Here is an 11,427-nt window from a genome sequence, read left to right on the forward strand (position 1 = left end):
CATGCTGGGGTCATGGCTGTCCCTTTCATCTGGTGGCCACGCACCGGTCGGGACGGCGGACAACTCAGTGATGGGACTTGTCGAAGTCAGGCTCCTATCAGGTCACTCCGCCCGACCGGCCGCGTGTGTTCGTCGACGCGGTCGGTCGACACATCACGTGAAGGACAGTCCTTGCGGGCGTCAGAGTGGCAACGAGTCAGACCGGCCGCGTCAACGAACCCAACCAGTATCACTGAGTGGCAAAGCGTCCCCCGGCACGCTTTGCCACTCACATGGGGGTGGTCGCGTCAGGCCACGGGTGCGCGTCTAGCTCGCGTCCTGCTGCGCGAGTTGCGCCTTGATCCGCGCGGTCGCGTCCAGGAGCGAATCGTTGTTGACCGCGGCGGCCGCGGCGTCGTCGTGCTCCCGGGCGGACTCGACGAGACGCTGCTGGTACTTCCACAGCGAGTCGTCCTCGGTCGTGTCGACGGTGCCCTCGGCGCCGACGATCTTGTATGCCCGGCAACGCTGCCACAGCGTGCGGATCGTGTCGACCAGCACGGGATTCTCGGCGGCCTCGTACAGGATCGTCAGCAGCGCCTCGTCGTGGTCGAGATAGGCCACCACACGCCGCTCGTCGAGGGCGGTGCGCATAAGAGCGAACTCGTCCTGCATCCGGGTACTGTCCGCAGCGCTGATTCGCTGGGCGCCGAGCCGGGCGGCCTCCACCTCGAGCAACCGGCGCACGTCGTAGACGTGCACCAACTCGGCGAGGGTGAGGCCCTTGACCACTGCCCCCTTGTGCGGTGATCGCTCGGCCAACCCGGCTTCCTCGAGCCGGCGGATCGCCTCGCGCACCGGCATCACGCTGGTTCCCACCTGTTCGGCGAGATCTCGCACTCGCAGGCGGGCACCGGCAGGCAGATCACCGTTCATGATCGACTCGTGGATCATGTCGTAGACCTGGTCGGTCAACAGTGACGTTTCGGCGCGCTTGGACATTGCCACGACTCAAATATAAACGGCACGGTCGCTCGGGTGTCGCGACATACCGGCAATCCGAGTTGGTCACAGTTCCAGAGCGTTTACGCTCTTCGGAGGTTCTCCGGACGGCGTGACGGATGGCGGGTGGGCTGTGAATCGCAGGGTGGGCAGATCGACGCTGACGATGGCGGTGGCCGCGGCCACCGTCCTGACACCGATCGCGGCAGCCGCTCCGGCGACCGCCGACGCGGGCGGGTTCACGAAGACGACGCTCCATTTCCAGGTCTTTGTCGGACCGAACCGCGACGTACCGTGCGACGTGATCGGCGACGTGTACAAACCGGATGCGGCGTCGGCGTCGAATCGCGTCCCCGCCGTCCTCACCACCAACGGCTTCGGCGGTTCCAAGAACGATCAGGCCGGTATCGGCTCGTTCCTCGCCTCGCGGGGCTACGCGGTGCTCGCCTATTCCGGGCTGGGCTTCGGCGGTTCGAGCTGCAAGATCCACATGGACAACCCCGAGTACGACGGAGTTGCGGCGAGTGAACTGGTGAGCTTCCTCGGCGGACGCGACGGGACTGCGTTCGTCGATCCCGCGCACACCGTTCCCGTTGCGGGTCTCGACTACGTGGTGCAGGACGCGACGGCCCACCACGGCACGGCCGAGGCGAACGATCCGCGGGTGGGGATGATCGGTGGGTCCTACGGCGGGGCGGTGCAGTTCGCCGCGGCGTCGGTGGACCCACGGATCGACACGATCATCCCGATGATCACCTGGAACGACCTCAGCTACTCGCTCGCGCCCAACAGCATCGACCAGACGTCCGGGGTCAGCACGTCGGTTCCCGGGGCATCGAAGGTGGTGTGGTCGCTGACGTTCGGGGCCGTCGGTGTTACCAACCCCCGCGCGGAGGGCTACGCGCAGGACCCGGTGCGGGCCCTGGGGTGCCCCAACTTCGCCGATCCCGCATGCCCCGCGCTGGCACAGTCCGCGGTGCAGGGTTTCCCGGACCCGGCGTCCGTCGACTTCCTGCGGCAGTCCTCCGTGGTGTCGTACGCCCATCGCGTGAAGATCCCGGTGCTGCTGCTGCAGGGTCAGCAGGACACGCTGTTCGACCTCAACGAGTCGAAGGCCACCTTCGAGACGCTGCAGGCACAGGGCAACGACGTGAAGATGATCTGGCACAGCTGGGGGCATTCCAACCTGACTCCCGCCGAGGGCGAGATCAACATGAAGGACCCCAACCCCGACACCCAGTACGAGGCGGGCCGGATCATCGACTGGTTCGACCACTACCTGCGGGACAGCGGGGCGGACACCGGGCCGGTATTCAGCTACTTCCGCAACTGGGTCGACTACACCGGCAACGCCACACCCGCGTACGCCGAATCCTCGGACGTCTCGGTGGGTCAGGACTATTCGCTCTACCTCTCCGGTGACGGCGCACTGACCGACCGCCGCGACCGCATCGTGGCCGGCGCCCAGACGCTGAACACGCTGCCCGGCGGACTCCCCACCGACCGCGAGGCACCGGACACGAGGCCGAACGCCCCGGTCCCGCAGAGTGTCGAGCCCGGAACCGAGGCCGAGTGGTCGTCGGGGATCCTCGATGCCCCGTTGGACGTGGTCGGAGCGTCCCTGCTCGACGTCCGGGTCGCGGCCGCACCCGCGGTCACCGGTGTCGAAGACGCGGTGGTGGTCTTCGCCAAGCTGTACGACGTGGCTCCCGACGGCACCGAGACGCTGATCAACGGGCAGGTCGCGCCGGTGCGGATGGTGGCACCCGGCGAGCCCGTGCGGGTCGTGATGCCGGCGATCGTCCATCGCTTCGGTGAGGGGCACCGTGTTCGCCTCGTGGTGGCCGGCGGCGATCAGAGCTTCCGCGGCGGGCTGGTGCCGCATCAGGTCACCATCGCCGCGGGCGACCCGGGGCAGGCGCTGGTGCTGCCGGTGACGGGCTGAAAACGAGCCCCGAGCAGCACGTGATTGACATCACACCGCCTCGGGATCACACTGGGAACCCTCAATTGAATCCGATGTCAATATCAATATGACGTCGGCCGGTGGAGAGGAACCGCAGGTGACCGAGCTCGGAGGAGTGTGCGACCAGCGCTTCGCGGCGTTGCAGGACGCACTGAAGGATAATCTCGACTCCGGTGAGGAGCTCGGCGCGTCGATCGTCGTGACCCTCGACGGACACCCGGTGGTCGACATGTGGGGCGGATGGTCCGATCCCGATCACACCGCCGAATGGGGACGCGACACCCTCACCAACGTGTGGTCGTGCACCAAGACGGTGACCGCTCTCGCCGCGCTGATGCTCGTCGACCGCGGTCTGCTGGACGTGTACGCGCCCGTCGCGAAGTACTGGCCCGAGTTCGCGGCCGCCGGCAAGGAGCGCGTCGAGGTCCGGCATCTCCTCTCGCACACCTCGGGGGTGTCGGGGTGGGATCAGCCGATCACGGTCGAGGACACGTTCGACCTCGCCGAATCGACGAAACGACTTGCCGCCCAGGCGCCGTGGTGGGAGCCGGGCACGGCGTCCGGATACCACGCACTGAACTACGGTCACCTGATCGGCGAGGTCGTCCGACGGGTCGACGGACGCACCCTGGGCCGTTTCGTGGCCGAGGAGATCGCCGGACCGCTGGCGGCCGACTTCCACATCGGATTGGACCCGTCGGAGTTCGGCCGGGTGTCGAACGTGGTCCCGCCGCCGCCGCTGCCGATCGACCTGGCGTCCCTCGACCCCGCCAGCGTCATCGTCAGGACGTTCACCGGGCCCGGACCGGACGCCTCCGCGTCCTGGTCCGACGCGTGGCGCAGGGCCGAGAACGGCGCGGCCGGCGGTCAGGGCAACGCCCGGTCACTCGCCCGGATCCAGTCCGTGGTGGCCTGCGGCGGCGAACTCGACGGCGTCCGCCTGCTGTCGCCGGACACCATCTCCCTCATCTTCGAGGAGCAGTCGAACGGCGTGGATCTGGCGCTGGGGCAGCCGATCCGGTTCGGCGTCGGCTACGGATTGCCGACACCCGTGTCGGTGCCGTTCGTCCCCGAAGGGCGGATCTGCTTCTGGGGTGGCTGGGGCGGTTCGCAGGTCGTCGTCGACACCGAACGTCGGATGACCATGACGTATGTGATGAACAAGATGGGTCCGGGACTGCTCGGGTCCGACCGCACCGCCCAGTACGCGACGGCGACGTTCGACGCACTGGGCTGACGCGGGGGAGGATCAGGACGCCAGACCCTTGTCCTGCAGCCACTCCCGGGCGATGTCGCCCATGTCCTCGAGGTCGGCCACCCGCTCGTTCATCGCGATGAGATCCTCGGTCGTCAACGCCGCCGACACGTCCGCCAGCACGGCGCGGACGTCGTCGCCGGCCTTGTTCTCGTTGATGATCGGGGTGATGTTCTCCGCCAGGAACAGGTGCTTGGTGTCCTCGAGGGCCACGAGGTTCTCCGAACGCATCGCCGGGTCGGTGCTGAACACGTCCGCGACCTCGATCTGACCTCTGAGCAGGGCGTTGAGCGTGAGGGGCCCGCCGGCGTCCAGTGCCAGGAACTCCTTGAACGTCAACCCGTACCTGTCCTTCAGGCCGGCGACGCCGTTCTCGCGGGTCTTCCATTCGGGCGGGCCGCCGAGGGTCAGTTCGCCGGCGTGGGGCACGAGGTCCTCGATCGTCTCGAGCGAGTACTCGTCCGCGGTCTCCTGCCGCACCGCGAGAACGTCCTTGTCCTCGGCGGGCGACGGTTCCAGCGCAATGAGCCCGGCGGGGAGTTTCGCCTTGATCTCCTCGGTCACCTCGTCCGACGCCGTCGCGGTGGTCGCGCTGTCGAGATACTGGAGCAACGCGCCCGAGTATTCGGGCAGCAGGTCGATGGAGCCGTCCCGGATGGCCGGTACGTACACTTCACGGCTTCCGATGTTCAGCTTCTCCGTCACGTCGATGCCGTTCGCACGCAACGCTTCCGCGTAGATGGTGGCGATCAGCTGGCTTTCGGGGAAGTCCGCGGAACCGACGACGATGGCGCCGTCGCTGCTCCCGCCGCCGTCGGCCGCGAGGGGATCCTTGCCGATCCCGCAAGCCGTCAACGACATCAGGGTGGCGCCTGCCAGCGCGACGATCAATGCCTTCTTCATGGTGATGTCCTTCAGGTCAGCGAGGGCTCGGGTACGGACGTGGGACGGGCCGCGACCGCGGTGTCTTCGGAGGCGGAGCGCTTGCACCTGCGCACCCGCCGGGTGAGTCCGGGCGAGACGACCCGCACCGTGAGGAACCCGATCGCGAGATCGAAGGCGAGTGCGAGGAGCGACACGAGGACCGCTCCCGCCGCCATCTGCGCGTAGTCGCTCTGCGCCTTGCCGTCGATGAGGAGTCGTCCCAGGCCGCCGAGCGAGATGTAGGCGGCGACGGTCGCCGTCGAGACGATCTGCAGCACGGCGCTGCGGACACCCGACAGCATCAACGGCAGCGCGCAGGGCAACTCCACCTCGGTGAGGATGCGCATCGACCGGAACCCCATTCCCCGGGCCGCGTCCACGGCGGCCGGGTCGACGGAGCGGATGCCCGCGTACGTGTTGGTGAGGATCGGCGGAATGGCCAGCAGTACCAGCACGATCAGGCTCGGAATCAGGTAGGCCAGCTTGCTCGAGAACGACGGCGCGATGACGAGCACCAGCAGGATCAGCAACCCGATGGTCGGGAGGGCGCGCAGCGAGTTGGCCAGACCGGCGACGACGACGGACCCGCGCCCGGTGTGCCCGATGTACAGGCCGAGAGGAACGGCGATCAGCGCGGCGGCGAACAGGGCGAGGAACGTGTACATCAGGTGCTGGAGGAGCAGGGCCGGAATGCCTTCGGGCCCTGTCCAATGAGCACCGTCGAGCAGGAAGTCGATCATGAGGTGACCACCTTCGGGGTCCACGGGGTGAGTAACCGGTTAGCGAGCACGATGAGGAGGTCGAGAACCAGGGCCAGCAGCAGGCTGAGCGCGATACCGGCGATGATGGGTGTGTAGAAACGCAACTGGAAGCCCTGGGTGAACAGCGAACCGATCTGCGGGATCCCGAGCAGAGCGGCGAGCGAGACCAGGCTGACGTTCGACACCACGGCCACCCGCAGGCCCGCGCAGATGACGGGAACACCTACCGGGAGCTGAACTTTGAGCAGGGTCTGATACGGCCGGTAGCCCATCGCCGTCGCGGCGAGCACGGTTTCCTGGGGCACCGAGTCGAGGGCGTCGGCGACGACGCGAACCAGCATGGCGACGGTGTAGATCGTCAGCGCGACAATGATGTTCATCGGATCGAGGATCTTCGTCCCGAGGATCGGCGGCAGCAGGACGAACAGGGCGAGTGACGGGATCGTGTAGAGCAGGCCGGCGGTCCCCACCACATACGGGTTGATCCGGCGATTGCGGTGCGCGAGCCAGCCGATGGGCAACGCGACGATCACGCCGACGACGATCGGGACAAGGGAGAGCAGGATGTGCCAGCCGACGAGTTCGACGATGCGGTCGGACTGGCGACCCAGCCATTCGAAGTTCATCGGGCCACCGCCCCCGCGAGATCCGCTGACTCGATCGCCGCCACGGCCGCGTGTGCCGTCACGGTGCCCACGAGCACCCCGTCGCCGTCGACGACCACACCCCGCTTGCTGGGTGCGGACAGGGCGGCGTCGAGCAGCGCCCGCATCGTCCCGTGCGCATCGGCGACCGTGCCGCTGAGATTCACGTCGTCCGGGTGAATGCTGCCGACGACCTTCGACGGCTGAACCCACCCGATCGGCTTGTTCGCCGGGTCGACGACGAGAAGCCAGTCGTCGGACGTCCGCGCGAGGGCCTCGCCCGCCGAATCACCCAGACGAGCAACGGGTTCGGCGACCGTCTCCACGCGTCCGTCGAGATTCGCGAAACCCAGCGACCGGTAGCCGCGGTCGCGTCCGACGAAATCGGCGACGAACTCGTCGGCGGGCTCGGTCAGCAACTCCAGCGGAGTGGCCGCCTGCGCCAGGACTCCGCCGGTCCGCAACACGACCACCTGGTCACCGAGTTTGAGCGCTTCGTCGATGTCGTGGGTGACGATGATGATCGTCTTCCCGATCTCCTTCTGCAGTCGGAGGAATTCGTCCTGCAGCTGGCTCCGGACCACCGGGTCGACGGCACTGAACGGCTCGTCCATCAGCATGAACGCCGGGTCCGCGGCCAGTGCGCGCGCGACCCCGACTCGCTGCTGCTGCCCGCCCGAGAGCTGCCACGGATACCGATCTGCGAAATGCGCGGCCAGACCGACCGTCTCGAGCAGTTCCATGGCCCTCGTCCGGGCCTCCTTCTTCGTCTTCCCCAGCAGCTTCGGCATCGTCGCGACGTTGTCCACGATGGTGCGATGCGGGAACAGTCCGGCGTGCTGGATGACGTACCCGATCCGTCGGCGCAGCAGCGCCGGGTCCATGTCCGCGGTGGACTCGCCGTCGAGGGAGATGGTTCCGGACGTCGGTTCGATCAACCTGTTGATCATGCGCAACGACGTCGTCTTGCCGCAGCCCGACGGACCGACGAGGGCCGTGATCTTGCCGCTGGGGCACTCGAGGTCCAGTTTGTTCACCGCTGTCGTGCCGTCCGGGTACGCCTTGGTGACTTTGTCGAATGTGATCATCCGCGTGCTACTTTCGTGTAGTCCGGGAGGTGAGGCGCCCGGAAGTTCGGTGTCGGTGGGACTGCTCTACCGAGCTGTGTCTTTCTCCGGATTCGGCAACTGTTCCAGGAACTTCACCGCAGCTTTCAGGTCGTCGCTCAGGGGGCGGTCGGTGGTCCGGGGGTCCAGGCACGTGCGCGCACGGTGCAGGTAGGCGCCGAGTTCGGTGTCCGTGTCGAGGTCGCGGTGCTGCTGGCCGAGCGCCCGCACCGCCGAGATCAGTTCGCACGCAAGGACGATGCGGGACTGCGCGAGGATGTCGGTCAGCTGGGTGGCGGCCTGGGACGCGAAACTCGCGTGGTCTTCGGTGCCGCGGGAGATGACTGTGTGCCCGAGGGAACCCGGTGCGGCGGCMATCCGGATCTCCGCGATGGCCGCGGACGTCGTGTACTCCAGCAGCATGGTGCCGCTGCTGCCTGCCGGACCGTCGGCCAGGAACGGCCGCAGCCCGGTGACCGCCGGATCCGACAGGTTGGCCAACCTGCACTGCGACAGCAACGCCGCGCTCGACAGCGCGAGTTTCGCCTCGTCCACAGCGAGGGCGATCGGCATCCCGTGGAAGTTGCCGTTGTGGAACACGGCGTCGTCCTCGACGGAGATGAGCGGGTTCTCGGAGGACGAGTTCATCTCGATCGCGAGGGTCCCCCGCAGTCGTTGCAGCGCCTGCCAGGTGGCGCCGAGGATCTGGGGGAGGGCGCGGAACCCGTAGGAGTCCTGCACCCGGGCGGCCCGGACGTCGTGGTCGGCGAGGAGTTCCCGGACCCGGCCCGCCACCTCCTCCTGGCCGAGGTGCCTGCGGGCCGCCTGCACCCGTGCGGCGAACGGCTCGACGGAACTGCGCGTCGCCAGCAGCGACAGCACGCCGACGATCAGCGAATGCTCCAGCCAGTTCGCCACGCTGTCGGTGGCCGTGGCGGCGAGCGCGACGGTCATCGCGTTCGTCGAGATCAAGGGGAGCGCATCACCCTGATGCGCCGTCCACCGGGGCACGACCCGGCCGTCCCGCAGCGGTGTCTCGCCCATCAGTCCGAGCGCGATCTCGGAGAACGCGCTGAGGTCGCCGGTGCCGATGGCCCCACGAGCGTGCACGGCGGGCAGTTCGTCCGCGGCGACGGCATCGATCAGCGCCGTCACGATGTCGGGGTGCAGACCGGATCCGCCGTTGAGGATCTGGTTGACCCGAATGATCATCGCGGCGCGGACGACGTGGTCCGGCAGCGACGGACCCGAGCCGGTGGCGTGGCTGCGGAGCAGTCGGAGGTCCTGTTCGACACCGTCCGAGACGGAGGTGTCCCGGTTTCCGCCGACCCCCGTGGTGCGTCCGTAGATCGGCTGGCGCGCGGCGATGCGCACCGCGGTCTCCCAGGAACGGCGTGCGTGGTCGAGTGCTGCGGGGTCGGGCGCGACGACGGCCGGCTCCCGGGCCAGAGTCGTCAGCTGATCGACGGTGAGCTGGGAGCCGTCGAGCAGCACCGGGACGGGCGGGTGCGGTTCCTCCGTCGGGCGGGGATCTTTCCGGGTCATCGGAACTCCGTGATCGATGCGGTGTACGGGTACTCACGAGGCGGGTGCGGACGACGTCGTCCGGCGTCTGCGTTCAGTGTGGTCTGCCTCACTCGTTCGAGATGTATAGTCCTGTATATACCGCACCCTGTCAACCGTCGGTTTCCGGCGATCGACAGGTTCGCAACCCCTTCCCGAGGGGCTGGCATTCCGGCTAGGTCGACCTCTCACTTCGATCAGTCCCTCTGTGATCGTCCGGAACGTAGGGTCTCGGGAGAGGTGCATATATGGCCATGCATCGATCCCGCTCTGACTGATCGACCGAAGGAATGAGTCCAATGCCGCAGCAGGTACGAGGCGTCATCGCCCGCTCCAAGGGTGCCCCCGTGGAGATCGCGACCGTGAATATTCCGGATCCGGGTCCGGGTGAGGTGGTGGTGGATATCGCGGCGTGCGGTGTGTGCCACACGGATCTGACCTACCGCGACGGCGGGATCAACGACGAGTTCCCGTTCCTGCTCGGGCATGAGGCGTCCGGGATCGTGGAGAGTGTCGGCGAGGGTGTGACGTCGGTGGCGGTCGGCGACTTCGTCGTCCTGAACTGGCGGGCCGTGTGTGGTCAGTGCCGGGCGTGTAAGCGCGGTCGCCCGCAGTACTGTTTCGACACCCACAACGCCGCACAGAGGATGACGATCGAGGACGGCACCGAACTGACCCCGGCGCTGGGGATCGGCGCGTTCGCCGACAAGACCCTCGTTCATGCGGGACAATGCACCAAGGTCGACGCCTCCGCGGACCCGGCGGTCGTCGGGCTGCTCGGGTGCGGGGTGATGGCCGGCCTCGGTGCCGCGGTGAACACCGGCAATGTGGGCCGCGGCGACTCGGTGGTCGTGATCGGCTGCGGCGGKGTCGGTGATGCGGCGATCATGGGTGCCCGGCTGGCCGGGGCGAACAAGATCATCGCGATCGACCGGGACGAGAAGAAGCTCGAGTGGGCSAGGGATCTGGGTGCGACGCACACGGTCAACGGCGGCGAGGTGGAYGCGGTCGAGGCGGTGCGGGAGCTGACCGGCGGTTTCGGTGCGGATGTGGTGATCGACGCGGTCGGGCGTCCGGAGACGTGGAAGCAGGCGTTCTACGCCCGCGACCTCGCCGGCACCGTGGTGCTGGTCGGGGTCCCGACCCCCGACATGACCCTCGAGATGCCGTTGATCGACTTCTTCTCCCGCGGCGGATCCCTGAAGTCGTCGTGGTACGGCGACTGCCTGCCCGAACGCGACTTCCCGATGCTCGTGGATCTGTTCCAGCAGGGCCGGTTGCCGTTGGAGAAGTTCGTCACCGAGCGGATCAAGATCGACGAGATCGAAGAGGCGTTCCACAAGATGCATGCCGGTGAGGTGCTGCGTTCGGTGGTCGTGCTGTGAGCGGGCGGTTGCGGATCGAGCGGGTCGTCACCGAGGGAACCTTCGCCCTCGACGGTGGGGAGTGGAGGGTCGAGAACAACATCTGGCTGATCGGGGACGACACCGACGTGGTGATCGTGGACGCCGCCCACAGTGCGCAGCCGATCGTCGACGCGGTCGGGGGCCGGCACGTGAACGCGGTGATCTGCACGCACGGGCACAACGATCACGTCACCGTCGCCCCGGARCTSGCCGAGCGGTTGCACGCCCCGGTGCTGCTGCATCCGGGTGATGACGTGCTGTGGAAGATGAGCCACCCGGACGGCAAGTACTGGMATCTCGAGGACGGGCAGCGGATCGCGATCGCGGGCACCGARATCCGGGTGATCCACGCGCCGGGGCATTCGCCGGGGTCGGTGTGCCTGTCTCTGCCGGAGGTSGGGGCGTTGTTCTCCGGGGACACCCTGTTCTCGGGTGGTCCGGGYGCCACGGGTCGRTCGTTCTCGGATTTCCCGACGATCATCGGGTCGATCCGGGACCGGTTGTTCGCGTTGCCCGAGGACACGCTCGTCCAYACCGGGCACGGGGACGGGACCACGATCGGTACCGAGGCCCCGCATCTCGCCGAGTGGATTGCCCGAGGACACTGATCCCATGACCGACACCACCGACCGCCCCGAGGCCACCGACAGGTACACCTTCGACGAGGACGATGTCGTCGTCACGCACGAGAAGTCCTATGCGGCGGGTGTTCCTGCGGTGTTGGTGTCGCTCAAGCGTGGTTTGGAGCAGATGGGTCCGGTGCGCACGGCGCGGACCTTCTTCCGGCTGAATCAGCGGCACGGGTTCGACTGTCCGGGGTG

General features: G+C 67.6%; 11 protein-coding genes. 5 read left to right on the plus strand and 6 right to left on the minus strand.

All coding sequences use genetic code 11. The features are described 5' to 3' along the window. Positions 1-306: 306 nt before the first annotated feature. Positions 307-981: a GntR family transcriptional regulator gene (locus AC1DWT_RS45700; protein WP_206016009.1), complete on the minus strand. Its 675-nt coding sequence runs from the start codon at positions 979-981 to the stop codon at positions 307-309. Between the two features lie 166 nt (positions 982-1,147). On the opposite strand from AC1DWT_RS45700, the gene AC1DWT_RS45705 reads away from it, so the two are divergent. Beyond that, positions 1,148-2,926, plus strand: coding sequence for a CocE/NonD family hydrolase (locus AC1DWT_RS45705; protein ID WP_206016008.1), 1,779 nt, complete (start codon positions 1,148-1,150; stop codon positions 2,924-2,926). Between the two features lie 118 nt (positions 2,927-3,044). Then, a complete protein-coding gene (locus AC1DWT_RS45710; RefSeq protein ID WP_072937286.1) occupies positions 3,045-4,184 on the plus strand; it encodes a serine hydrolase domain-containing protein in 1,140 nt (379 codons plus the stop codon). Positions 4,185-4,196: 12 nt separating this feature from the next. On the opposite strand, the gene AC1DWT_RS45715 is transcribed toward AC1DWT_RS45710, so the two are convergent. From AC1DWT_RS45715 to AC1DWT_RS45735, 5 genes are all read right to left on the minus strand, one after another. Next, positions 4,197-5,105 carry an ABC transporter substrate-binding protein gene (locus AC1DWT_RS45715; protein ID WP_206013500.1) on the minus strand — a complete coding sequence of 303 codons (909 nt, stop codon included), beginning with the start codon at positions 5,103-5,105 and terminating at the stop codon, positions 4,197-4,199. An 11-nt stretch (positions 5,106-5,116) separates the two neighbouring features. Further along, entirely contained in the window at positions 5,117-5,866 is a 750-nt protein-coding gene (locus AC1DWT_RS45720; protein ID WP_206013499.1) for an ABC transporter permease, read from the minus strand. Further along, on the minus strand, positions 5,863-6,513 hold the full coding sequence (locus tag AC1DWT_RS45725) for an ABC transporter permease (protein ID WP_072937263.1): 651 nt from the start codon (positions 6,511-6,513) through the stop codon (positions 5,863-5,865). The genes AC1DWT_RS45720 and AC1DWT_RS45725 overlap by 4 nt, the downstream gene beginning before the upstream one ends. Continuing rightward, positions 6,510-7,619, minus strand: a complete 1,110-nt coding sequence (locus AC1DWT_RS45730) for an ABC transporter ATP-binding protein (RefSeq protein ID WP_206013498.1) — start codon at positions 7,617-7,619, stop codon at positions 6,510-6,512. The genes AC1DWT_RS45725 and AC1DWT_RS45730 overlap by 4 nt, the downstream gene beginning before the upstream one ends. 66 nt (positions 7,620-7,685) lie before the next feature. Continuing rightward, complete coding sequence (locus tag AC1DWT_RS45735) at positions 7,686-9,182, minus strand: aromatic amino acid ammonia-lyase (protein WP_477925803.1); 1,497 nt, start codon at positions 9,180-9,182, stop codon at positions 7,686-7,688. A 317-nt stretch (positions 9,183-9,499) separates the two neighbouring features. Between AC1DWT_RS45735 and AC1DWT_RS45740 the strand changes: the two genes are divergently transcribed. The 3 genes from AC1DWT_RS45740 to AC1DWT_RS45750 form a co-directional block, all read left to right on the plus strand. Further along, positions 9,500-10,585 carry an S-(hydroxymethyl)mycothiol dehydrogenase gene (locus AC1DWT_RS45740; protein ID WP_206013496.1) on the plus strand — a complete coding sequence of 362 codons (1,086 nt, stop codon included), beginning with the start codon at positions 9,500-9,502 and terminating at the stop codon, positions 10,583-10,585. After that, positions 10,582-11,214 (plus strand): MBL fold metallo-hydrolase, encoded by a 633-nt coding sequence (locus AC1DWT_RS45745; RefSeq protein ID WP_477925804.1) that lies wholly within the window; start codon positions 10,582-10,584, stop codon positions 11,212-11,214. Before AC1DWT_RS45740 ends, AC1DWT_RS45745 begins: the two co-directional genes overlap by 4 nt. Before the next feature lie 4 nt (positions 11,215-11,218). Further along, positions 11,219-11,427: hypothetical protein (locus AC1DWT_RS45750; protein WP_477925805.1), on the plus strand; the 209-nt coding region annotated here is incomplete at its 3' end.

Source organism: Rhodococcus sp. P4_B6 (assembly GCF_056402215.1).

Bases quoted from the DNA above. Each gene is read 5' to 3' on its own strand.
- AC1DWT_RS45705 (WP_206016008.1), top strand. From the start codon at position 1,148: ATGGCGGTGGCCGCGGCCACCGTCCTGACACCGATCGCGGCAGCCGCT.
- AC1DWT_RS45700 (WP_206016009.1), bottom strand. From the start codon at position 981: ATGTCCAAGCGCGCCGAAACGTCACTGTTGACCGACCAGGTCTACGAC.
- AC1DWT_RS45715 (WP_206013500.1), bottom strand. From the start codon at position 5,105: ATGAAGAAGGCATTGATCGTCGCGCTGGCAGGCGCCACCCTGATGTCG.
- AC1DWT_RS45730 (WP_206013498.1), bottom strand. From the start codon at position 7,619: ATGATCACATTCGACAAAGTCACCAAGGCGTACCCGGACGGCACGACA.
- AC1DWT_RS45725 (WP_072937263.1), bottom strand. From the start codon at position 6,513: ATGAACTTCGAATGGCTGGGTCGCCAGTCCGACCGCATCGTCGAACTC.
- AC1DWT_RS45720 (WP_206013499.1), bottom strand. From the start codon at position 5,866: ATGATCGACTTCCTGCTCGACGGTGCTCATTGGACAGGGCCCGAAGGC.